The 19,750-nt window shown below is 64.8% G+C and carries 23 protein-coding genes and 4 pseudogenes; 7 read left to right on the top strand and 20 right to left on the bottom strand.

The window, feature by feature from the left end; all coding sequences use genetic code 11:
• Positions 1 to 15 precede the first annotated feature (15 nt).
• Positions 16 to 570: a hypothetical protein gene (locus tag ACQPYM_RS09940; protein WP_433018188.1), complete on the top strand. Its 555-nt coding sequence runs from the start codon at positions 16 to 18 to the stop codon at positions 568 to 570.
• Positions 571 to 606: 36 nt separating this feature from the next.
• On the opposite strand, the gene ACQPYM_RS09935 is transcribed toward ACQPYM_RS09940, so the two are convergent.
• Both ACQPYM_RS09935 and ACQPYM_RS09930 read right to left on the bottom strand, forming a co-directional pair.
• Positions 607 to 1,413, bottom strand: coding sequence for a methyltransferase (locus ACQPYM_RS09935; protein ID WP_433018186.1), 807 nt, complete (start codon positions 1,411 to 1,413; stop codon positions 607 to 609).
• Positions 1,410 to 2,183 (bottom strand): methyltransferase, encoded by a 774-nt coding sequence (locus ACQPYM_RS09930; protein ID WP_433018183.1) that lies wholly within the window; start codon positions 2,181 to 2,183, stop codon positions 1,410 to 1,412. Before ACQPYM_RS09930 ends, ACQPYM_RS09935 begins: the two co-directional genes overlap by 4 nt.
• Positions 2,184 to 2,257: 74 nt before the next feature.
• Between ACQPYM_RS09930 and ACQPYM_RS09925 the strand changes: the two genes are divergently transcribed.
• A protein-coding gene (locus ACQPYM_RS09925; RefSeq protein WP_433018181.1) for an IS3 family transposase occupies positions 2,258 to 3,405 on the top strand; the annotation gives its coding sequence in 2 pieces (ribosomal slippage) (positions 2,258 to 2,528 and positions 2,528 to 3,405; 1,149 coding nt in all).
• A gap of 102 nt (positions 3,406 to 3,507) precedes the next feature.
• On the opposite strand, the pseudogene ACQPYM_RS09920 reads toward ACQPYM_RS09925, so the two are convergent.
• Positions 3,508 to 3,624: pseudogene (locus ACQPYM_RS09920) on the bottom strand (hypothetical protein); the annotation flags it as partial.
• Positions 3,625 to 4,881: 1,257 nt separating this feature from the next.
• Between ACQPYM_RS09920 and ACQPYM_RS09915 the strand changes: the two are divergent.
• Positions 4,882 to 5,270, top strand: a pseudogene (locus ACQPYM_RS09915) (group II intron maturase-specific domain-containing protein).
• 127 nt (positions 5,271 to 5,397) lie between these two features.
• On the opposite strand, the gene ACQPYM_RS09910 reads toward ACQPYM_RS09915, so the two are convergent.
• The 4 genes and pseudogenes from ACQPYM_RS09910 to ACQPYM_RS09895 all read right to left on the bottom strand — a co-directional run bounded on the left by ACQPYM_RS09910 (position 5,398) and on the right by ACQPYM_RS09895 (position 6,516).
• Positions 5,398 to 5,592, bottom strand: coding sequence for an integrase core domain-containing protein (locus ACQPYM_RS09910; protein ID WP_433018179.1), 195 nt, complete (start codon positions 5,590 to 5,592; stop codon positions 5,398 to 5,400).
• Positions 5,568 to 5,867: pseudogene (locus tag ACQPYM_RS09905) on the bottom strand (hypothetical protein); the annotation flags it as partial. The gene ACQPYM_RS09910 and the pseudogene ACQPYM_RS09905, both read right to left, overlap by 25 nt.
• Positions 5,846 to 6,274, bottom strand: coding sequence for a hypothetical protein (locus tag ACQPYM_RS09900; RefSeq protein WP_433018177.1), 429 nt, complete (start codon positions 6,272 to 6,274; stop codon positions 5,846 to 5,848). The gene ACQPYM_RS09900 and the pseudogene ACQPYM_RS09905, both read right to left, overlap by 22 nt.
• The gene (locus ACQPYM_RS09895; RefSeq protein ID WP_433023238.1) at positions 6,271 to 6,516 is read right to left on the bottom strand and encodes an ATP-binding protein; all 246 of its coding nucleotides are present in this window, start codon (positions 6,514 to 6,516) and stop codon (positions 6,271 to 6,273) included. Before ACQPYM_RS09895 ends, ACQPYM_RS09900 begins: the two co-directional genes overlap by 4 nt.
• Before the next feature lie 196 nt (positions 6,517 to 6,712).
• On the opposite strand from ACQPYM_RS09895, the gene ACQPYM_RS09890 reads away from it, so the two are divergent.
• The gene (locus ACQPYM_RS09890) at positions 6,713 to 7,033 is read left to right on the top strand and encodes a hypothetical protein (RefSeq protein WP_433018174.1); all 321 of its coding nucleotides are present in this window, start codon (positions 6,713 to 6,715) and stop codon (positions 7,031 to 7,033) included.
• A gap of 27 nt (positions 7,034 to 7,060) precedes the next feature.
• Here the strand turns inward: ACQPYM_RS09890 and ACQPYM_RS09885 are convergent, their stop codons facing one another.
• From ACQPYM_RS09885 to ACQPYM_RS09860, 6 genes are all read right to left on the bottom strand, one after another.
• Complete coding sequence (locus ACQPYM_RS09885) at positions 7,061 to 7,636, bottom strand: anti-sigma factor (protein WP_433018171.1); 576 nt, start codon at positions 7,634 to 7,636, stop codon at positions 7,061 to 7,063.
• Between the two features lie 225 nt (positions 7,637 to 7,861).
• Positions 7,862 to 8,434 carry a hypothetical protein gene (locus tag ACQPYM_RS09880; protein ID WP_433018168.1) on the bottom strand — a complete coding sequence of 191 codons (573 nt, stop codon included), beginning with the start codon at positions 8,432 to 8,434 and terminating at the stop codon, positions 7,862 to 7,864.
• A 74-nt stretch (positions 8,435 to 8,508) separates the two neighbouring features.
• The gene (locus ACQPYM_RS09875) at positions 8,509 to 9,147 is read right to left on the bottom strand and encodes a COG4315 family predicted lipoprotein (protein ID WP_433018165.1); all 639 of its coding nucleotides are present in this window, start codon (positions 9,145 to 9,147) and stop codon (positions 8,509 to 8,511) included.
• Positions 9,148 to 9,158: 11 nt separating this feature from the next.
• Positions 9,159 to 9,650, bottom strand: a complete 492-nt coding sequence (locus ACQPYM_RS09870; protein WP_433018162.1) for a Rieske (2Fe-2S) protein — start codon at positions 9,648 to 9,650, stop codon at positions 9,159 to 9,161.
• A 23-nt stretch (positions 9,651 to 9,673) separates the two neighbouring features.
• Positions 9,674 to 10,288: a DUF6529 family protein gene (locus tag ACQPYM_RS09865; RefSeq protein ID WP_433023236.1), complete on the bottom strand. Its 615-nt coding sequence runs from the start codon at positions 10,286 to 10,288 to the stop codon at positions 9,674 to 9,676.
• 329 nt (positions 10,289 to 10,617) lie between these two features.
• Entirely contained in the window at positions 10,618 to 11,043 is a 426-nt protein-coding gene (locus ACQPYM_RS09860) for a hypothetical protein (RefSeq protein WP_433018159.1), read from the bottom strand.
• 170 nt (positions 11,044 to 11,213) lie between these two features.
• On the opposite strand from ACQPYM_RS09860, the gene ACQPYM_RS09855 reads away from it, so the two are divergent.
• Positions 11,214 to 11,813, top strand: a complete 600-nt coding sequence (locus tag ACQPYM_RS09855) for an anti-sigma factor (protein ID WP_433018156.1) — start codon at positions 11,214 to 11,216, stop codon at positions 11,811 to 11,813.
• A 71-nt stretch (positions 11,814 to 11,884) separates the two neighbouring features.
• Here the strand turns inward: ACQPYM_RS09855 and ACQPYM_RS09850 are convergent, their stop codons facing one another.
• From ACQPYM_RS09850 to ACQPYM_RS09825, 6 genes are all read right to left on the bottom strand, one after another.
• Positions 11,885 to 12,481 (bottom strand): RICIN domain-containing protein, encoded by a 597-nt coding sequence (locus ACQPYM_RS09850; protein WP_433018153.1) that lies wholly within the window; start codon positions 12,479 to 12,481, stop codon positions 11,885 to 11,887.
• 12 nt (positions 12,482 to 12,493) lie between these two features.
• The gene (locus tag ACQPYM_RS09845; RefSeq protein WP_433018150.1) at positions 12,494 to 13,246 is read right to left on the bottom strand and encodes a hypothetical protein; all 753 of its coding nucleotides are present in this window, start codon (positions 13,244 to 13,246) and stop codon (positions 12,494 to 12,496) included.
• Positions 13,247 to 13,387: 141 nt separating this feature from the next.
• Entirely contained in the window at positions 13,388 to 13,672 is a 285-nt protein-coding gene (locus tag ACQPYM_RS09840) for a GNAT family N-acetyltransferase (protein ID WP_433018147.1), read from the bottom strand.
• A 417-nt stretch (positions 13,673 to 14,089) separates the two neighbouring features.
• Positions 14,090 to 15,295 carry an aminoglycoside phosphotransferase family protein gene (locus ACQPYM_RS09835; protein ID WP_433018144.1) on the bottom strand — a complete coding sequence of 402 codons (1,206 nt, stop codon included), beginning with the start codon at positions 15,293 to 15,295 and terminating at the stop codon, positions 14,090 to 14,092.
• Positions 15,292 to 15,867 carry an RNA polymerase sigma factor gene (locus tag ACQPYM_RS09830; RefSeq protein ID WP_433018141.1) on the bottom strand — a complete coding sequence of 192 codons (576 nt, stop codon included), beginning with the start codon at positions 15,865 to 15,867 and terminating at the stop codon, positions 15,292 to 15,294. The genes ACQPYM_RS09835 and ACQPYM_RS09830 overlap by 4 nt, the downstream gene beginning before the upstream one ends.
• Before the next feature lie 278 nt (positions 15,868 to 16,145).
• Positions 16,146 to 17,135 (bottom strand): methyltransferase, encoded by a 990-nt coding sequence (locus tag ACQPYM_RS09825; protein ID WP_433018138.1) that lies wholly within the window; start codon positions 17,133 to 17,135, stop codon positions 16,146 to 16,148.
• A gap of 58 nt (positions 17,136 to 17,193) precedes the next feature.
• Here ACQPYM_RS09825 and ACQPYM_RS09820 point away from each other — a divergent pair, with 58 nt between their 5' ends.
• Both ACQPYM_RS09820 and ACQPYM_RS09815 read left to right on the top strand, forming a co-directional pair.
• Positions 17,194 to 17,661, top strand: coding sequence for a MarR family winged helix-turn-helix transcriptional regulator (locus ACQPYM_RS09820; protein ID WP_433018135.1), 468 nt, complete (start codon positions 17,194 to 17,196; stop codon positions 17,659 to 17,661).
• A gap of 102 nt (positions 17,662 to 17,763) precedes the next feature.
• Positions 17,764 to 18,906: pseudogene (locus ACQPYM_RS09815) on the top strand (IS3 family transposase).
• 543 nt (positions 18,907 to 19,449) lie between these two features.
• Here the strand turns inward: ACQPYM_RS09815 and ACQPYM_RS09810 are convergent.
• Positions 19,450 to 19,575 carry a hypothetical protein gene (locus tag ACQPYM_RS09810; protein WP_433018132.1) on the bottom strand — a complete coding sequence of 42 codons (126 nt, stop codon included), beginning with the start codon at positions 19,573 to 19,575 and terminating at the stop codon, positions 19,450 to 19,452.
• Between the last annotated feature and the right edge of the window lie 175 nt (positions 19,576 to 19,750).

Below are 19,750 nucleotides of genomic sequence, written 5' to 3'. Positions count from 1 at the left end.
CCTGCCACGCAAGGCATGGCAACGACTGTCCGCCGGCAACGGGTCGAAGGGCCCGCGCTACTACGACTGGGCCTGGATCAGCATCCACCCCCCGAGCGTGCCGAGGTCGAGGGCCAGTGGTGGCTACTGATCCGCCGCAACAACACCACCGGTGAGCTGGCCTACTACCGGTGCTGGGCACCCGCGCCCGTGCCACTACGCCAGCTCGTGCGCGTGGCCGGGCGTCGCTGGACCATCGAAGAGAGCTTCCAGGCCAGCAAGACCCTCGCCGGTCTCGATCAGCACCAGGTCCGCCGCTGGACCAGCTGGCGACGCTGGACTCTCCTCGCGATGCTCGCCTACGCCTTCCTCGCCGTCGTCGCCGTGACCGAGAAGGCCGACACCCCAGTCCCACAAGAACATTCGCTGATCGCGTTGACCTGCAACGAGATCAAGCGCCTGTTCAACACCTTCATCAACCAGCCGATGCGCGACCGCCAACACCAGGTGCGCTGGTCGATCCCCAGACGCCGACACCAACACCGTGCCCGCACCAGCCACTACCACCGCCAACAGGCCATCCCGACATGACGATCACGAAGTCCGGCTGCCGTACTAGGCAATTTGTCAATCGGGCACTGGCTTGCGGGCCCAGGCCTGTATCAGCAGCGGGTGAAATACAAGTGTTCCGGGCATTGAGAGATGTGCTTTCAGGTTTGCGATGTGCTGGTCGAATCCGTCGGGTGTCAGGCGACGCTGTGCGAGGATGTTGTCGCGGAACTGCTGGGCGAATTGGATGAGGAGAGTGTGATAGGGATCGCCGGGAGACCACACATAGGCGTGGGCCGTGGTGCGAATACTGTCCAGGCCGGCGCTTCGGAGTAGAGCGGGCAGGCGGCGGCCGACGTAGACGTCGAGTCCCTCGATGTCAGCGAATCCGTCCTCCAACGGCTGCCATGACGGGTGCGCCGGTTCGCACCCCCAACTGGTGCAATCGATGTCTTGCAGGGCTACCCACCCGCCTGGTTTGGCTAGGTCGGCCATGTGTCTGACGACGGCCTCTGGGGTGGGAAGATTCGCCAACAGGAGCCTGGCGTGAACAACATCAAAGGTGCCGGTTGGCTGCCGCGTGTGCTCTCCCCGGCCCTGAACCACAGAAGTGTGCGTCAGGTGTTTGGCGCTGATGGATTGTCGCGCCCAGTTGACCATACGCTGGTCTTGGTCGATTCCGAGAACGGTGCCTCGTGGGCCTACGAGTGCGTCAAGTGTGTCGAGGCAGCCAAGGGGGCCGCAGCCGATGTCGGCGGTGCTCCAGCCATTGGTGACGCCGATCTGAGCAAAGAGTTGTTCGGCTGCATCCCGGTGGAGGTCGGACTGTAGGAGGAGTCGGGTGTGTTCTTCGTTGCTGGATCCGAGAAGGTAGGTGGAGGTCATGTCTGGTCTCCGTTGCTCAGCGTGGGCTGAATCGTGACGGCGAAGAAGTCCAATGGGAGGGCGGTGACAGTCGCGGTGGTGAAGCCGGCGGTTGCTGCTAGCCAGTTGTACTGCGCCAATGTCCGTTCACGACCACCTGGGTTTGCCACCATCATGTGCATATCGAACGCGAGAGCGGTGGCGTATGAGTCGTCGTCCGGTAGCAGCCGCTCCACGATGATTAAGCGGGCTCCGCGTGCCATGGCAGCGTGGCAGGCCCGCAGCGCCTTTACACACGCCGCATCGTCCCAGTCATGTAGCACTCGAGCCATGATGTACGTGCTGGCCCCGGCTGGAACCTGCGTGAAGCAGTTCCCCGCCCGCAGCGTGCACCGGTCCAGCAGTCCTCGTTGGGCAAGATTGCGACGTGCGACAGGCAAGGCGCTGGTTGTCTCCAGCAGCACCCCCCGGACACCGGGGTGGGCGGTGAGAATTGCTGCGAGTAGGGCGCCATTGCCTCCTCCGATGTCAGCGATTGTTTCGTCGTCTGCGAATGAACAAGCCTCTGGCAGCGCGGTGAAGAACGCGGAGCTGGACTGCATGGCCTTGTGGAAAGTCTCGGCCAACTCAGTATGTTGGGAGATGTAGTCGAACCAAGGTGTGCCGAAGACCTTTGCGAAGGCGTCCTCGCCGGTGCGCAATGAGTACTCCAACTCTCCCCATGCCTGGTAGAACGGCCCTCCGTAGAGATCGGCGAGAGGATGCATGGAGTTGCTCGCCTCGGTGTGCATCAGGCGGGTCTGCCCCCGGTTCGGTTGACTCCTGATCTGTGAGGACTTCGGTCCTTGCTGGAAGGATGTCTGTCATGCCGAAAGCGTTGCCTGAGGAGTTCCGTCGCGATGTGGTCGCTCTGGCCCGGAAAGGTGAGGCGCCGGTCAGCCAGATCGCGAAGGACTTCGGGATCTCACCGTCGTGCCTGCGGCGCTGGCTGAAGCTGGCCGATATCGAAGACGGGAACCGGTCCGGAGCGTCCCAGAACGAGTCCGACGAACTGCGGGAGGCCAGGAAGCGGGTCCGGCAGCTGGAACAGGAGAACGAGGTCCTGCGCCGAGCCGCGGCCTACTTCGCCCGCGACATCAACCCAAAATGATGTACCCGCTGGTCCTCGATCTGGCCGTCGACGGTATCCCCGTCACGGTGACCTGCCGGGTGCTCGGCTTCTCCAAGCAAGCCTTCTATAAGTGGCGCAAGAATCCTGTCACACAAAGAGATTTCGACAACGCCTTTCTGATCAACGCGGCCCGCGACATCCACGCCGACGACCCTGCGTTCGGGTACCGGTTCATCGCCGACGAACTCACCGACCAAGGCCACAAGGTAAGCGAGAACCGGGTCGCGAGGTTATGCAGCCAGGAACGGATCTGGTCGATCCACGCCAAGAAACGCGGACTGAACCGCAAGGCCGGCCCGCCGGTCCACGACGACCACGTGAAGAAGGTATTCACCGCGCCCTCACCGAACCTGGTCTGGCTGACCGACATCACCGAACACGCCACCGCCGAGGGCAAGCTGTATCTGTGCGCGGTCAAGGACGTCTACTCCAACCGGATCGTCGGCTACTCCATCGGCTCGCGCATGAAAGCGTCCCTGGCCGTTACGGCCCTGCGCAACGCGATCGCTCTGCGCACACCTGCAGCCGGGCTCATCGTCCACAGCGACCGCGGCAGCCAGTTTCGGTCCACGAAATACGTCCGGGTCCTCAAAGCCCACTCACTGCGCGGGTCGATGGGCAGAGTCGGAGCCTGCGGCGACAACGCCGCGATGGAATCCTTCTTCGCCCTCCTCCAGAAGAACGTCCTCGACCGGCAACGCTGGACCAGCCGCCAAGAACTCAGACTCGCGATCGTGTCCTGGATCGAAACCAGCTACCACCGCAGGCGCCGGCAACGCCGCCTCAACAAGCTCACACCTATCGAGTTTGAGATGATTCAACCTGCCGCACACGCGGCCTGAACCACCCAACCCCGCGAGCCAACTAAACCCGGGGCAGTCCCGGCGACCCATCGCGGTGAGTGCGTAGCAGTCCTCGTTAGGGCGGTGAAGCAAACCTAGGCCGGTCAGGTACCGCAGCAGTCGATCCAGTGCGGCCGGGTGGGTGTCGGTGAGGTGCGCCAGCCTCGAGGTCGACTGCGGGCTGTCAGACATGTGATCAGCGAGCGCGAGGCGGGCCATGGCGTGCACTGCCTTTGTGGTCCAGGCGCCGGTCATTAGTTGCAGGAGCCGACTGGCGTCTGTGTGCGAAGTTTGGGAGTCCGTCATGTGCCCTCTCGCCTTGTTTGCCGTACTGGCTTGATGGTCAGTCGTGGACCTTGCTGCGGAACGTGCCCAGGAGGTCGCTATGCGCGGCAACAGGAGGCAGCACGGCCGGGTGACCGAGTCAGGAACTCGCACAGCACACGCGGTGTGTCCTTAGCCGTCGCGACCCAACAGCCTCCCGGCAGGAGGTGCGTCCTTCGTGTGGTGACAGCGACGCTCCACTGCCTGCCTCCGAGGGGCCAGCCGTAGTCTCCTAGATTGCCCGGTGAGACCAAGGTGTCCGTTGAGTTTCAGTGAACCAGCCGGTTCGGATCGCGAGAGCCACGGGGATCCTTTCGTAGAGCGATGGATAATCCGGCGTCTGGCTGGCGCTGAGACACCGAGTTGCCGGGGTGCCGATTTCGGGGCCGGAGCGTCGGCCGCCATGGGGACTGACAAGCTATACGCACGTGCCCATCCGCTCGGTTCACGCGGGCTGTCGTCCTTCGTCGCCCTCAAGCGATCCCGCCGTGATCCGTCTCCTCGCAACCCCCGAGAGCGTCGAGATTGGCCTGCCGCTGTGTCTGGTCGTGGACGGATTCTGCAGCCGCAAGTCGCACTTTGCTCATCGCGCTCTGCGCCGAGGCCGCGAAGGCCGGCTATCGGGACGAACAGACCCCCGCGAGCAACTCGCGAAACGAACTGGCCGAGTCCGCAAACGAGATGACCCTGACCAAGACCATCGACCGCGGGCTCGCTAGACTCTTGGCGAGGTCGACGGGGCGGGCCGCTCGGGATGTCAGGGTACTACCTCGAATGTGGGACGGTGTACGACCTGAGGCGTCGGTCTTCGGCGTGGTGATCATGGCATGGATTCACCTCCGTCGACGATGTTCGCGGCGGCGCCGCAGCATGCGCGGGAGGTGATCGAAGCGTTCAAGAGTCCCTGCTCGCGGCCCTCGTCCCAAATGGATCGGGGCCGTCCGGCGAGGATAGGCCCCCGGTTCGTGGGAGGGGGGCGCGGCACATGTTCGCCGCTCAAGGCGCGGCAGGCCGAATGGCTGGCCCTTGGGGGTCTGGTCTTCACGAGACCAAGACCCAGATCGCGCACCTTGACCGGGGCGTGGCTTCGTGGGGTTCACCATTCGCCGCTACCCCAACGGCAAACTGCTGACCAAGCCGAGCAACGAAGTGATGCGACGTATCCGCAAACGGTTGTCCACCGAGATGAGGGCCCTGCGCGGGTCCAACGCTGACGCGGTGATCGCCAAGATCAACCCGATCATCCGCGGGTGGGCCGCCTACTACGGATCGGGGTGTCCAAACGCGCCTTCAACGCGTTGGACGCACACATGTGGAGGCTGGCCTACAAGTGGGCCAAGTTCTCGCATCCGAACAAGCCGACGCGCTGGGTGATCGCCCGGTACTTCGGCAAGTTCAACCCCGCCAGGCAGGACACGTGGATATTCGGAAGCCGGGAGACCGGCTTCTACCTGCGCAAGTTCGCCTGGACACCGATCGTCCGGCACCGGATGGTGGCAGGAACGGCGTCCACAGACGACCCGTCCCTGACCGACTACTAGGCCCAGCGGCGCCGCCGCAACCCACCCCCGGTCGGCACGACCACACTGCGGCTCCTACGAGCCCAGCACGGCCGCTGCCCACTCTGCCGGTGAGCCACCCCGGCGTGTCCGGAGGCTTCGTTAGGTGTTAACCGGCCTCGGCGAGACGGGTTCGGTGAGTGTAGTGAGTTTGTTCGGCTTGGATCGGGGTGAGGTCCTGGATGGACTCGTGAGGGCGGGCGGTGTTGAACCAGTGAACCCAGTCCAGCGTTGCTGCTTCGACGTGGTCAAGGCCTTTCCAGGGCCCGTAGGAGTGGATCAGTTCGGACTTGAACAGACCCATGTGGGTCTCGGCCAGGGCGTTGAGGCCCCCATGTCAAGCGGCTTGCTGGAGGTCGCGTGTGGTGTCGAGCGCGGCAGGATGATGGCGAAGGTTTCGCGGGTGATGTACCGCTTGAGGGCGCGCAGGGTGTCGTTGCGACTGTCGCCGGTGGAGCGTCGCCGCTCGGCGAAGTCGCGGGTCCGCTGGTCGTGGATCATGCGGTTGTTGGCGATAGTCCACAGCGCGTTGCTGGCGGCGGGGTCGCCACCGCGGTTTAGCCGGTGTCGGTGTGTCTGTCCGCTGCTGGCCTGGACTGGGCTGACGCCACAAAGCGCTGCAAGGCGGCGTCGCTGTGGAGCCGCTCAGGGTTCCCGCCTGCGGTGATCAGCAGTTGTGCGGCGGTGTGGATGCCGATGCCGGGCCGATGGATCAGGTCGGGAGCAGTACGGCGGATGAGGGCCTGGAGCATCGTGTCGAGTTGGAGGACTTCTTGGTGGAGCTGGAGCCAGCGCCGGCCAAGGCTGGCCAGTGCCGCGTGCTGGCCATCGATGGGTGCGAGCTCGCTGCACCGAGTGGCCATCTGCAGCAGGCTCTGGACAAGCACCTGGTCGCGCAGTGCCTGGTCGGCGCCGACCAGCAGAGCCTTGATCTGGTTGCTCGCTGTGGTTGTGGCCTTCACGGCGCTGTTGCGGGCAATCGTCAACGCACCCGCTTCACAGGTCCGGCCACATCTCGCAGCGCTTCGCGAATCGGTCCGAGCGCCGGTGGCACCAATAGGTCGTCACACGCGCCCACGAATACCGCAGAGCGGTCCGCCACCTGACGGGCGAAGAGGTCGACAACGCTGGTCTTGCCCATACCCGCCTCGCCGGCCACCAAGACGACAGCGCTCCGGCCTGCTTTGGCGGCGTCCGTCAACACCGCCAATGGCCCTTCCCGCTCCATCAACACCTGATTGATCCCCCGTGCCCACGCCCAGCGCCGTTACGCCGAGGCTGAAGGGTGGATCCGGAAGGCAGCCGAGCAGCGAACGATACTGCTCGGTTCCGGGCACGTTGATGTCGCAATTGACAACGCGGCGCTGGCCGCGGTCCTGATGGAACTCTGCGGTTTCGACGAAGCGAATCAAATCCTGCTTTAGGTGCTGACGACGTACGAAAGGGTCGTCGGAGACGACTGCCTGGAGCCGACTGTGATCCTGCACAACCTCGGCGCGTTGTCCTACCGGCTCGGCGACTACGGCGCGCCAGCGGCACCTCGACCGTGGCCCGAGAATATGGAAACCATGCTCGGCACAGACCACCCAGAGGTGGCGATGACGCTGGGCGAATGCTGCTGTTCTGGCCCAGACCCTCGGATCGCGGTCTGCGGCCGAGCAGCACTTCGTCGCGCCATCGCCGTTCTGACGGCCACGGTCGGCCAGTCACACCCGTCGCTCGCCGCACCCAGCAGCGGCGCCTAGCCGGTCTCAGCCGAAACGACTCACTCCTCAGCGACTACCCGGGATCTGACCTCTGAGCACCAGCACGCCGGACGACTGCGGTCCGGCACCTTCGATCTGCAGTGTCACTGTGATTCTCGGATAATCGCGCACGGCGACGCCGGACCACAGCACGACGTCGTCGGTACCGTCACGAAGGTGGAAGGTGCCGATGGTGACCGACCCCGCGGCACCGGCAAGCCAGCCCTGGTAGTAGTGCCCGGGCGGCGCTGGGCGAAGTCCCCTCGTCTTCAAGGTGATCTCGGCTCCGGACGGCGTCTCGTGGACTTCGGCCGTGGCTTGGACCGAGCCACCGGCGACCCCTGGAGCCGCCAGGTTAACCTCCCGTGGGTCAGGCCGCAGGACCATCACACCGACACCTGACGCCACGAGTACACCGGCGGCGACAGCCAGCACAGTCCATCTGGGGATCCGGCGCCGTTCGCGAGCACGTGGTACAGATTCCAGTCGCGGCTCAGCCGGCTGGGACGGCGCAGCGACCCCGGAAACCAGCTCGTTCAGCACCCGCTGCTCGAGCCCATCAGGCACTGCTGCCCAAACCGAGCCGGACCGCAAAATCGGCATAATCCCAGTGCCATGCAGATCCTGCGTCCAATCGAGTTCAGCAGACACAGTGCCGTCTCCCTCACCAGATCCAGGCGTCTCGTTCATTGTTCGTCAGTCCAACTCTCGTCGACGGCTTAAACGGCAAGGTGGCCGGACGACGCATCGGAGTTCGTCGTCCGGCCACAGAGGCCGCCATCGGGTGTCGGGGCATGGACCCGAGGCAGCGGATGAGGGGCTCGTCGCTCAGTTGCCCTTCGGCACCACGGGCTTGCCGTCCGGGCGGACCGCCGACCAGTTTCCGGCGGCTCCCTCGCCCAAGGTGTCCGTCGCGGTCTTGTCGTCCTTGAACCGGTACAGCGGCCACCCGTTGAGGGTCACCTGCTGGTAGCCGTCGGCCCGAGTCACCGTGCCGACTAGTTGCGGATCGATTCCTGTGATTTGCAGCTTGCTGCTATCGGTCACCGCGGGCGGCCAGGTGAGGACACAGTCGTTGGCGCAGTTCACCTTCGGCGGTTTGTCCTCGTCTTTCTCGAACCGGTACGCCGTCCAGCCGTTGATCGTGACGATGTCCGTCTGTCGGCCCGCTACCGTCCCGGTCCGCACCGCCAGCGAGATCGGGGCCGGCGTCACCTGGATCGACGGTGACTCCGCCACCGCCGACGGTGCGGGCGCCGATGTCGTCGCGGACGCGACCGGCGTACCGGATCCCGCCGGCGGCGTCGCCGGGCCGGTAGCCGGCGTACTGCTCTGACCGCAGCCGGTCAGTCCTGCGATCACCGCGCCCGCGGCGATCCCGAACCACAGTTTCTTCATCATGTCCCCTGGTATCGGGTCGGTCTGGTGCCGAGCAGTACGAGTGCTCGGTGCGAATCGGATCGCAGGTTTCGCCCTCAACCGGCTGACACTGCGTTCTTGCCGTTGGGCGAGATCGCGCGCCACGTGCCCTTGAGGCCCTCACCCAGGACGTCACCCGGGAGCTGGTCCTGCGCGAACGTGTACAGCGGCCAACCGTTCAGAGTCGCCTGGCGGCTGCCGTCCGGTCGAGAGACAGCACCGAGCAACGCGGGATCGACACCGTCACCAGCGACCGGCTTCTCCTGGTCTTTCGACAGGTACAGCGGCTTCCACGCCGCCAGGCATGCCGCGCTTCGGCACACCGATCGCGGCGGGTCGCGGTCGTCGAGGACGGACAGGTACAACGTCTTCCCTGCCGCGTCTACGGCGGTCTGCCCGAGTTTCGTCGTACCAGCCTTCACGAGCGCACCAGCCACCTCGGCCGAAGGGTCATCGGTGGCGGTCGGCATGCCTGGAGCCGGAGTCCCGGACGCACCGGCCGATGGTTCCGCGGACGGGGTGGGGGTCGGGGTCAGTTGCTCGGCAGTCGGCGGAGTCGGCGCTGTTGCCGGCGCGGAGGGCTGTACTGCGGCCGTGGGCGCGGCGGTCACGACCTGGCCGACGACAGGACTGAAACAAGTGATCGTCACCGCCGCGCCCAGTAGCCAGACGGTGGTGGGGAGGTTCTTCAGCATCGCTACCGCCCTCAGGCCTGGAAGATGGCGCCGTTGCGCTCTTCGACGGCGATCGGAGGAAGCGGCTTCTTCGCCGGGCCGCCAACGGGTTCCCCGCTGCTGACATCGAACTTGCTGCCATGACATCGGCAGTTGATCGTGCCGCCCTCGACCGAAGTGACAAGACATCCCTGGTGGGTACACACCGCCGAGAACGCGTGCGGTGCACCGCTTCCGTCCCGGGTGACCACGACCTTCTGGTCGGCCAGTACGACGCCCCCGCCTGCGGGCACCTTGTCAGCGCTGGTCAGTGCGGCGGCACCACCACCGGCCGGGCCTTCCGAAGCGGGCGCCGAGCTCGGCTGACCGCCCGAGCTGGGCTGACCAGCAGGCGCGGGATTCGGGGCAGCCGGCGGAGCAGCCTGCTCCACGACGCACCCGGTCAGCACCACGCCGACGGCCAGACTGCCGCCGGTCAGGAGCACCGATCGCCGGCTCATGTCGTTGCCGGGTTGGTCTTTCATGACATCTCCTTTGATCTTCCGGGTCATCGCAACGGCACGTCGGACTGGCTGAAGTACCACACTGAGGCGGTCGCCCACGCGCCGATAAGCAGGGCGAACAGCAGGCCACCGCACAACGGCAGAGCCCAGCCGGGCAACCGCTTGGTGCGGAGGGCAAGCATCTTGGTAGCGAACGCGCCGTAGAACGCGCAGCCGAAGACCGAGTGCAATCCGGTCCGGAGGTCGAAGGTGCTGAACCCCAGACTCCACAGGCAGTGGTAGGCGACCGGGAGCGTCAGCACAAACGCGATCGAACCGCTCCAGCGGTGTGCCTGCGCAAGCCACTGAGGTGCCGTGCGTTCGGTCGGCAGCCTCCCCCACATCCACGCCGCGGAGATCACCTGGGCGATCGCCAGCACCGCGGCGAAGGTGGCCAGCCATGCCTTCATCGGTGTCATTGCCGTGAACCCGATCAGCAATGCCAGCGGCCGACCCGTCGGAGCATGGGAACGTCCATACGTCCCGAGGGCGACTGCCACCAGTCCACCCGCCAGAGCCGGCACGATGAGCGTGCCCGCTCCCGGCGATCGAGGTCGTTGATGCCGTCGGGTACCGCTGCGCAGAACGACCGTATCGACCTGCTCCGCCTTCGAGTCCATGATTGTGCGCCCCATCCGTGATGTGTTCTCACGCGGCTGTACGTCGCCCCGGGCGCGATCGGATCACCAGCGGCGGCCGTGAAAGATAGGTAGCGATCACCGATTCACGGACGCCGTCGGCAAGCCAACGCTCGACCCAGGACACCGCGAGCGGAGGGTCGACGACCGAGGAACGAATCGAAGATGTCGGCGGAATGACCTGCCCCGGGTGCGGCGAACCGGCGAGGGTCGAGGATCGATTTGTGCTGTATTGAGCTACTGGACGACCGGTACTGCATGTGCGGACGGTCTGTAACGCCCAGCACAACTTCGAGGAACCGCTGACGGGACTAGCGGGGTAGCTCGCCGACCAGAATCGGCCCGTCCTCGCCGGGCATCGTGACGGTGATCGTCGCGCCAGGCGGGGCAGCAGCAGGCCGAAGCACAGCTTGGCCCTTGCCGCCGGAGAGCCGGAACTCCCCGATCGCCCGTACGTCGGCGCCGTCACCTTCGCCGAGCCAGGCCCGGTAGACCGCCTTGGCCGAAGGCAGGCCGGTGAAGTACAGAGTGATTTCGAGGCTGCCGTCGGGCACCTGCCGCAGCGTGCCCTTGGCGCGAGCAGTTGGCATCAGTGCGGTCCCGGTCAGGCCGATCGCGACGCGATCGGCCCGAATCTCTCCGAGGATCCGCTGCTCGAGGTCGCCCGGGAGGAGTGCCCAGACAGCCTCGCTCCTCAGAATGTCCCCGATCTCATCGAGCTCGTCGTCCCTCGCCATCACTCACCTTTCCTGATCCACATGCTACAAGCGTTTCGGACAACCGGTCTGCTGTGCGTCGGCGTAGTGCTCAGCAAGCAACGGTTCCGAGTCTCCGAGCTCGGTCGACAGGGAAAGTGGGATTGAGGTCGATGTACGACGAGAACGGTCTCGGGGATTCGCGAGAGGCGATGCCTGCGCATTCCCTCGGCCTTGACACCGACGTGACCGAGATCCTCCGGGATGACACGGTATGGAAGCAGCCTCCGGCGTGGCTCGAGGCGAAGGTGACCGAACAGCTCAGGGAGTCGGCCGCTCCGCGGTCGACCAACGTGGTGCCGCTCCGGCGCAGACTCAGCGGTGCGGGGGGCGGTGTACGGCTGGCCGCGGCTGCGGCCGCATTGTTGGCGTCGGCCGGTGCCGTGACCGCCGTGCTTGCCGGCTCGAGAGGTGCTGAGATGACCATGGCCGGTACGGCTCTCGCGCAGGGCGCCTCTGCCAAGGCCTCCGTTATGGAGACGGTGTCGGGCATCGAGTTCGCGCTGGACGTTGATGGTCTTCCGCCGGCACCGGCCGACAGCTACTACCAGGGCTGGGTCAAGGGCAGCAAAGGTCTCGTGTCCATCGGCACCTTTCACCTGCGCGGCGGCTCGAAGAACGTTGTCCTCTGGTCCGGCGTCTCACCAAGTGACTACCCAACAGTGACTGTGACTCTTCAGCACATCGGCGAAGGTCCGGCATCGTCCGGCCGAATCGTGCTCACCGGGGACATCCCGGACCTGACCGGCTGATCCGGACAGCACGAAGGCCGGGGCGCCCTGTAGGGGCCCCGGCCTTCGTGTTTTCGTCAGTGTCGGTACTGTCAACCGATCTCGACGAACCTCTGGAAGAACTTTTGATTGGTGAGCCCGCGGGCGATCGGCTGGAGCGTCGCGGCCGTGCCGGACTTGGTGAAGATCAGCTTGGTCCAGTTGTTCTGGAAGGTGTGTGGATTGGTCTGGCCGCGCGACAGGTCCTTCCATTGCTGGCTCAGGCTGCCGTCGCATTGACGCGCGACGAGTCTGGCGCCGACCCCACCGCTCTGATCTGATCCACCCGCCAACCCGGCCTCCCGACCAAGCTCGATGTCCAGGCACAGCCGGGTCGCCCGATTGCGGAGCAGCCGGAACCCCGTGTTCGGAGCGGGGATCTCGGCCCACTGCAGGGTCTTGGGCGTGTTCGGGTCACCGACGTTCGCGCCGGTGAACCGCCGGTCAGGGGTGAACGCCTTGACGAACTGAATCGGCGTGTTATTGCGTGCCGACGCCGGCTCGAACTGCTTGAGATCGGCGCTGACACGGCTACCGTCGGCCAACGTCCGGAACGTATCGGCGGCGTACGACGGCTGGACGAACGAAACGCCCGCGATGACGGTGGCGCCCGCCATCAGCGCCGTTCGACGGGTGAACGGGAACTTCATCGTGACGACCTCTCAGAGGGTTGCGGCCAGGTGCTCTCGAACCGCTGTACGTCGCCTCACCGGCTGCTGGATCGTTTCGACCGGAACCTTGGGAGCCATCACGGCCTGCGTCGTGGCCGTCGACATCAGCGCGAGCGCATGTCCCGCCTTCGAACTCGTCTCGTCCCGACTCACGTACCGGATGCATTTATTCCCGTCGACCACTTCGAAACCGCTGCGCCGCGCCAACGTGGTCAGGCGCTGGAGATTCGCGCCGTCCAGCACCATCGGCTGGACGTACACCTTCTCGCCGGTGAGCGTCTCGACGTAGGGCCATTCGATCGGGCCGCCGATCGCCCGGTGGTAGCGGTAGCGGCCAGTCGTGTTCACTGGGGCGCAGATGAGGTAGCTCAACGCGGTAGTCGCGCCGGCCAACTCCACCGCGATCGTCGCGGCCTGGACCGCGAGCGGACCGGCACCGGGATGGATCGACCACACCTCGCCCACCTCCACCACGTCGTCCGGCGGCAGGTGAGTCAGATCGGGCAGGCAATGGCTCTGACCGAACCGGTCCAGCCTGTGCATCGCGAACCCGGCGAGCATCCGGTCCGGCGTACTGCTCGTCTCGTCGAACAGAGCCCACAGCTCGCCAAACGCCAGATGCAGTCTGCCCACCATCGACGACGGCTTCTCGACGAAACCGTCGGCACGCGCTGCACGCGCCTGGGTCATTCCTTGCTCGAACTGTTCGCGTTCGGTCTCACTTTGAAGCAGCCGAAGTTCCATGGCGTTCCTCCTGGCGGACGGGATCGGGTCGTTGCCGCCTGCATCGATCAGCAGACCCGTGTCGGTTCGACACCACGAAGAGTGCCCGACCGACTCCGCCACCGGATGGGGATTACCCACCAATCTCCCACCCAATCTCGGTCACGACCGACGGACGAACGCTGCCTGTTCGTACTGGGCGAACGTCGAGAAGCCAAGTCCCCAGTAGCACGCCACCGCCGCGGCAATGCAGGCAGCAACGTCCAGCGTGATTTCGTCGGCGGTCTCCATCAGCTCCTGACAGAGCCGCGCACAGGTGGCTGTCGCCAGTCCCAGTCCCAGTCCGCGGTATGCCGGATGCGTCGCGACATTACCGAGTTCTTGAACAGCAAGTTCGAGCTGCAGAACAGGCTCTCGCTGATGCGGCTGGCCTTCAATGGACAGCACATGGTCGAGATCGGCCCGGGTGTTAACGGGCTGAGGATGATCAAGGTGTCGTGACGACCCACCCGACTACACCCAGGCGGGGTGCTCGGCGCGGCACCCCGCCTGGTGACTCCCGAGATTTTCAGGAAGCCTCGGCGTGTGCGGTCTCACGCAGGTGGGCAGAAGCTGAGCCAAGCGCCGCTGGGGCTGGAATCTCGAGTGAAACCTGGTGACGGTGGAGGCCACGGGAAGCGGCCCTGGACGCCGATATGTACATCATCAACGACGAAGACCTGACCTCGCCTCGACGATACCGGGTCAGCGACCGACAAGTGGGGTCTTGCTCAGGATTGGTTCTAAACTCGACCGATATCGGGTGGACGCGCGAGTATCACCGGACAGGAACTTGGTCAACGCCGGCATGAGTGCCGCCCGGCACTACTCGCCGCGCAGTTGTGCGTACGCGGTCAGGGCCGCGCGGATCTGGGCCGCAGGGTCGCCCTCGTGGTATACGCGCTCGTCTGGTTCGATGTTGTCGAGGAAGCGCTGGTAGGTGACGGCGCCGATGAGGCGGGCGAGGACCCGCATCGGCAACAGCGACAGGTGCGGCTGGCTGTTCGGGTACTGCTCGCGCCAGGCCACGGCCCAGGTTTCGATCAGCGAGGGGTGCTGGTCCGCTGGTAGCCAGCCCAGTAGTCGGTCGAGGTCCGTGGCTGGGTGGCCGCGGTAGCTGTCCGCCCAGTCGACGATCAGCCGCCGCGTTCCATCCGAGCGCCAGTTCCCTGGGTGGAAGTCGCCGTGCACCAAAGTGATCGGGAGTCCGGCGGATTCCAAATCGGCAACGATATCCGGCAGACCGTGCAGGAGTTGCTCTGCCTGTGCGCGCTCGTCGGCGGTCAACTGCCGGCCGGCGTCGCCGGCCAGGAGTTTGTCCAGTTCGCCATATAGGTCGTGCGGCAGCAGTTCCGGCACGTTCACAACGCGCTGAGCGAGCGCCGCTTGGACCGCCACCCACCGACTGACGACGTCGTGTGCGGTTTCGGGGTCCGGTTCCCAGCAGTCGACCCCGGGCGCGTGTTCGAGCAGCGACCAGCGGTTGACCGTGTCTACGGCGACCACTCGCGGCGCAAGCCCGGGATCGTGCCTCCGCACCTGGTCGATGACCTCGGCGTCGATGCTCTGGAAGCTCCTGGTCGCTTTGGCCCAGACGTCCTCGAGTCGGATCAGGCAGGAAAGGTTCCACGTCTTCACCTGCACGGGCCGACGTACCCCTACCTGCTCGGTGGCCCACTCGATCAGGTGGTGCGGACCGTCGGCGTCCGCCCATGGCGCCCGGAGCGGATGAGATCGCGCAATTTCCGGCCACTCGGCCATCGGGGTTCGGTCGAGCGCGTCGGATCGGGGCTGTGAGGTGACCTGGACGTGGTAGACGACCCGGCCCCCGTACCCGACATCGGTCCGGTCGGCGTGGACGAGGCGCAGGACCAGGGCGGGAACGCCCAGCAACGTTTCCAGACGTGCGGTGGTGTCGGCGATCTCTGACCACCACGGCCGGTCGGCCTCGAACGGAGCTGTACGGCCGAGGTACTGGTCGCCGAGGCTGACGAGCCCCTCGACTGTCTTCGTGTCCGTCGCGAGAGTCATTCCGAGTCCTTGAGGTGGGTCAGGAGAGCGGCCAGATTGCGTTGGGCGCGGGCGGTGCGGCTCTTGACGGTACCGAGGGCGATGTTGAGCAGGCTGGCGATCTCGCTCTGGGAGTAGCCGTCGTAATAGGCCAGTTGGAGGACGTTGCGTTCGTCGGGGTGAAGCTGGTCGAGCGCCTCGCGCACCTGCCAGGTCTTCCACACCATGTCGACGTCCAGCTCGCGGGTCGGTTTATTATCGGCCGTGGAGTCGGTCTCGTGGTAGCCGAACACGTTGAGCGACAGGTGGTCCGTGTGCCGGCGTTCGCGGCGGTAGACGTCGATCGCGGCGCGTCGCGTGATGGCGTAAAGCCAGGGTTTGAGGCTGCGGGCGGGATCGTAGGTCGACGCGGCCTGCCACGCCTGGACGAAGGCACGTTGGACGGCGTCCGCCGCCATATCCCGGTTACCGAGCATGCTGTACGCCGCGGAGTACATCGGGCCGGAATAGAGCCGGAAGATTTCGGAGATGACGGTCTCGTCGCCGCGGTAAAAGCGCGCTTCGAGGCTCGCCAAGTCGGGGGTGGTCGTCATCTCGTTCCTTGTCTGGGTCGCGGCCGGCGAAAGGCGCCGCCTACTCAAAGCGAGCGCTCCTTTGAATTTTCGGGCGGACCGCAGCAGTACGACATCGGTAGCCACTACGTACTCAATCTCGAGGACGAAACCGGCATGATCATCGTCATCGTCTCCCAAAGCTGACAGTCATCTGGCGGGGTACTGGGGCAGGAGCTCGACGTACGCCACCGGGGATGGACGGATGTACGGCAGATTGCCACACCAGTCGTCCACCGCGCCGGGGACTCGGCTCTCCCTTACCTTGGGAACGCCTCGAGCAATGTAAACCGGTCGTCGCATGGGAAGATGCCACCAGACTGGAAGCCTGCCGCGGTGACAAGTGTGGCCCACTCGGCCTCGGTCCTGTCGTTGCCGCCAGCAATCACCATCATCTCGATGTCGTCGAACTTCGAGTAGTGCGAGCCGTTGCCGGCCGGGATCATCGTCTCCACTACGAGGACCGGCCCACCGCCGCGTCGGATCGAGCGGAGCATCTCCACGGCCTGTTCATCACCGAAGTTGTGCAAGCAACTCTTGACCAAATAGGCATCCCCCGCCGGGACCTCGACGAAGAAGTCACCGGCGACCAGTTCGACTCGGTCCAGGAGACCCGCTGCCTCGAAAGTCTCACGAGCCTTTGGCAGGACAGACTCCATCTCCAGCAGCACACCGCGCACCGCGGGATACGCCCGAAGGAGCTCGACTAGCAGCTCTCCCGAGCCACCTCCGACATCGACCACTGTCCCGAAGCTCGAGAAGTCGTACGACGCGATGATCGGCGCCATCGCTTGGCCATGGAAGCCCGCGGCCGCCGCCCCGAAAATCTGCGCATGCTCGGGATGTTCTTGCAAGTATTCATAGATGCTCTGCCCAAAGACGTGGTCGAATGCCGGCTCACCGGTGCGCGCTGTGTGCGCGACCTGCGCATACGGCGACCAGAACGGCTCGAGCCCGAACATTATCGCCGCCGAGCGCAATGAGCCGGACACATCAGCGCGAAGGAAATGCGCCGTCTCGGTCAAGCCGAAGCGACCATCCTCATCCTCCTCGAAGACGCCGATGCTCGACGCTGCACGCATGAGTCGGTAGAGCGCTCGTGGCTGCGCACCAACGCGCTCAGCTAGCTCGCCCACCGGTAGCGACTTGTCCACCAACTGATCCGCGACGCCGAGCTCAGCCAGCGCTGCGAGCACCGGCGGCACCCACTTCCCCGTCAGGTACTGCATTAGCTGCTGCCGAGCCGTCATCTGAAATCTCTCCCCTAGTCAGGTTGCCTGACCATGAGGGTAAGGTAACCTGACTGCCATGTCAACTCCGATACCCAGGTACTTCGGCCTGTTGCGGCTCGCCTTCGACCAAGCACTCAATGCGATCCTGGCCGAGGTCGGTCCGCTCCATCCTGAACTCCGTCCGGCCCACGTTCAGCTGTTTCGATTCGGCGGAATCGACGGCTCACACACGGCTGAGTTGGCGGTGCACGCCGGCATGACAAAGCAATCCATGCATGAACTGATCACACATCTGGAGAGGCACGGCTACCTGGTGCGCGAGCCGGATCCCGCTGACACCAGGGCACGACTAGTCCGACTCACTCCCGCCGGTCGCAAGCTAGAGCAGCAAATCAGCCACGCGATAGCCAAGGTGCTGGACACGTGGGAGCAGGATCTCGGCACCGAACGCTTCGATCAACTGTGGGAGACGCTCCAGCAATTGACTGGCGGCACGACACCTATCCCAGACCGTTCACGAATCCGCCTAACCGAGTTGGGATGACGACAAGCAGTTGACTCATAGATAGCCGGGGACGGGACTGCCCCCGGTTCGGTTGACTCCTGACCTGTGAGGACTTGGGTCCTTGCTGGAAGGATGTCTGTCATGCCGAAACCTTTTCCTGAGGAGTTCCGTTGTGACGTGGTCGCGGTCGCCCGCAAAGGGGAGGCGCCGATCACGCAGATCGCGAAGGACTTCGGGATCTCCCAGTGGTGTCTGACTCGTTGGCTGAAACTGGCTGACATCGAAGACGGCAACCGACCAGGTGCGACCCAGCAGGAGTCGGCCGAGCTGCGCGAACTGAAGAAGCGCAACCGGCAGTTGGAGCAGGAGAACGAGATCCTGCGCCGGGCCACTGCCTACTTCGCCCGGGACATCAACCCGTAATGAGCTACCCGCTGGTCCTTGATCTGGCCGCTGACGGTATCGCCGTCGCGGTGACCTGCCGGGTGCTCGGCTTCACCAAGCAAGCCTTCTACAAGTGGCGCGCAAGCCCTGTCACACAAGGCGATTACGACGATGCGCACCCGATCAACGCCGCCCGCGAGATCCATGACGACAACCCCGGGTTCGGGTACCGGTTCATCGCCGACGAACTCCCCGCCAAGGGCATCACCGCGGGCGAGAACCGGGTCGCGAGGCTGTGTTCGCAGGAACGGATCTGGTCGGTCCACGCCAAGAAGCGCCTGAATCGCAAGGCCGGTCCGCCCGTGCACGACGACCTGGTCAAGAAGGTGTTCACCGCGCCGGCGCCGAATCTCGTCTGGCTGACCGACATTACTGATAACGCCACCGCCGAGGGCAAGCTGTATCTGTGCGCGATCAAGGACGTCTACTCCAACCGAATCGTCGGCTACTCCATCGACTCGCGCATGAAGGCCTCCCTGGCCTTAGCAGCGCTGCGGAACGCGCTCGCGTTGAGAACGCGGGCTGCCGGTCTGATCGTTCATTCCGACCGGGTAGCCAGTTCCGGTCCAAGAAGTTCGTGAGGTCCTCAAAGCCCACCAGTTACGCGGCTCGATGGGCAGGGTGGGCGCCTGCGGCGACAACGCCGCCATGGAATCCTTCTTCGCCCTGCTGCAGAAGAACGTCCTTGACCGGCAACGCGGGACCAACCGGCACCAACTACGCCTGCCCATCGTGTCCTAGATCGAAACACGCCACCACCGACGGCGCCGGCAACGCGGCCTGGGTAGACTCACGCCCATCGAGTTTGAGACAATCCAACCCGTCGCACTCGCGGCCTGAACCACCAAACCCCGCGAGTCAACTGAACTCGGTGCAGTCCCGACTCCCTGATCGTCGTCGTCGCATCGACCGTCAGTAGACCTACATCCTGCTTTGGCTCGTGACAGTGGAACGGCGGTGGTGGCCCCGAGCAGGTAGAGGTTCATCGGCAGCAGGAACCACCTGGGATCAGTGGGGTCTGGGCGACTGGCAGCTTCCGCTGGTGTCGACGTGGGCACCACAAAGTCGTCTCCGATCTTGGTGAGCATGCGGTCCACCGTCTGTTGTGCGAGCACCGTCCTCACGAGAGCAGATTTTCCACTGGGTGGTACTTCGAGGGCTGTGGCGATCGGGATCCTGAGATCCGCGATCAGTATCGCCTTTCGGTGCCGAGGCGAATCGACAGCATGATGCCGTGGACGGTCGTGACGTAGGCGATCAAGATATCCCGGAACAGATTGGATAGGCGGGGGCGAAGTCGCCGACGTTGTCCATCAGTGCCCGGGACTGGCTCTGCAGCACTCGTACTGCCGGTCACGTTTGGTGTTCCACCCCCGTTGGAGGTCAGTCCGCGGGATAGATGGCATGTCCTTCCCGTACAGCTGTGCGCCAGGTCAGCTTGGTGATCATTATCAGGAGCTCCTGGCGTGCTTTGAGGATGCCGAAGTACCGCTCCTTGCGCGCTTCCATCCGTGGCTCTACGAAGTACTCGATCGCCAGCGGACGAAGACCGCCGTCGCACCGGAGGTGACGATGGAGTCCCAGTTGATCGTCGGCATGTTGCTCCCAGCCTCGGTGAAACGAGCTGACCAGAGCAACTATCGACCGGCCCGAAGATCATAGTTTCACCACGGAAGCGTTGCCC

The organism is Kribbella sp. CA-294648, from assembly GCF_050943845.1.
Lineage (GTDB): Bacteria > Actinomycetota > Actinomycetes > Propionibacteriales > Kribbellaceae > Kribbella.
This window is presented reverse-complemented; position numbering and strand designations above follow the sequence as displayed.

What these genes read in the sequence shown, in the direction of transcription:
- ACQPYM_RS09940 (WP_433018188.1), top strand. Translation starts at nt 16, where the DNA reads ATGGCAACGACTGTCCGCCGGCAACGGGTCGAAGGGCCCGCGCTACTA.
- ACQPYM_RS09935 (WP_433018186.1), bottom strand. Translation starts at nt 1,413, where the DNA reads ATGACCTCCACCTACCTTCTCGGATCCAGCAACGAAGAACACACCCGA.
- ACQPYM_RS09930 (WP_433018183.1), bottom strand. Translation starts at nt 2,183, where the DNA reads ATGCACACCGAGGCGAGCAACTCCATGCATCCTCTCGCCGATCTCTAC.
- ACQPYM_RS09910 (WP_433018179.1), bottom strand. Translation starts at nt 5,592, where the DNA reads ATGGGTCTGTTCAAGTCCGAACTGATCCACTCCTACGGGCCCTGGAAA.
- ACQPYM_RS09895 (WP_433023238.1), bottom strand. Translation starts at nt 6,516, where the DNA reads ATGGAGCGGGAAGGGCCATTGGCGGTGTTGACGGACGCCGCCAAAGCA.
- ACQPYM_RS09885 (WP_433018171.1), bottom strand. Translation starts at nt 7,636, where the DNA reads ATGCCGATTTTGCGGTCCGGCTCGGTTTGGGCAGCAGTGCCTGATGGG.
- ACQPYM_RS09880 (WP_433018168.1), bottom strand. Translation starts at nt 8,434, where the DNA reads ATGATGAAGAAACTGTGGTTCGGGATCGCCGCGGGCGCGGTGATCGCA.
- ACQPYM_RS09875 (WP_433018165.1), bottom strand. Translation starts at nt 9,147, where the DNA reads ATGCTGAAGAACCTCCCCACCACCGTCTGGCTACTGGGCGCGGCGGTG.
- ACQPYM_RS09870 (WP_433018162.1), bottom strand. Translation starts at nt 9,650, where the DNA reads ATGAAAGACCAACCCGGCAACGACATGAGCCGGCGATCGGTGCTCCTG.
- ACQPYM_RS09865 (WP_433023236.1), bottom strand. Translation starts at nt 10,288, where the DNA reads ATGGACTCGAAGGCGGAGCAGGTCGATACGGTCGTTCTGCGCAGCGGT.
- ACQPYM_RS09860 (WP_433018159.1), bottom strand. Translation starts at nt 11,043, where the DNA reads ATGGCGAGGGACGACGAGCTCGATGAGATCGGGGACATTCTGAGGAGC.
- ACQPYM_RS09855 (WP_433018156.1), top strand. Translation starts at nt 11,214, where the DNA reads ATGCCTGCGCATTCCCTCGGCCTTGACACCGACGTGACCGAGATCCTC.
- ACQPYM_RS09850 (WP_433018153.1), bottom strand. Translation starts at nt 12,481, where the DNA reads ATGAAGTTCCCGTTCACCCGTCGAACGGCGCTGATGGCGGGCGCCACC.
- ACQPYM_RS09845 (WP_433018150.1), bottom strand. Translation starts at nt 13,246, where the DNA reads ATGGAACTTCGGCTGCTTCAAAGTGAGACCGAACGCGAACAGTTCGAG.
- ACQPYM_RS09835 (WP_433018144.1), bottom strand. Translation starts at nt 15,295, where the DNA reads ATGACTCTCGCGACGGACACGAAGACAGTCGAGGGGCTCGTCAGCCTC.
- ACQPYM_RS09830 (WP_433018141.1), bottom strand. Translation starts at nt 15,867, where the DNA reads ATGACGACCACCCCCGACTTGGCGAGCCTCGAAGCGCGCTTTTACCGC.
- ACQPYM_RS09825 (WP_433018138.1), bottom strand. Translation starts at nt 17,135, where the DNA reads ATGACGGCTCGGCAGCAGCTAATGCAGTACCTGACGGGGAAGTGGGTG.
- ACQPYM_RS09820 (WP_433018135.1), top strand. Translation starts at nt 17,194, where the DNA reads ATGTCAACTCCGATACCCAGGTACTTCGGCCTGTTGCGGCTCGCCTTC.
- ACQPYM_RS09810 (WP_433018132.1), bottom strand. Translation starts at nt 19,575, where the DNA reads ATGGAAGCGCGCAAGGAGCGGTACTTCGGCATCCTCAAAGCACGCCAG.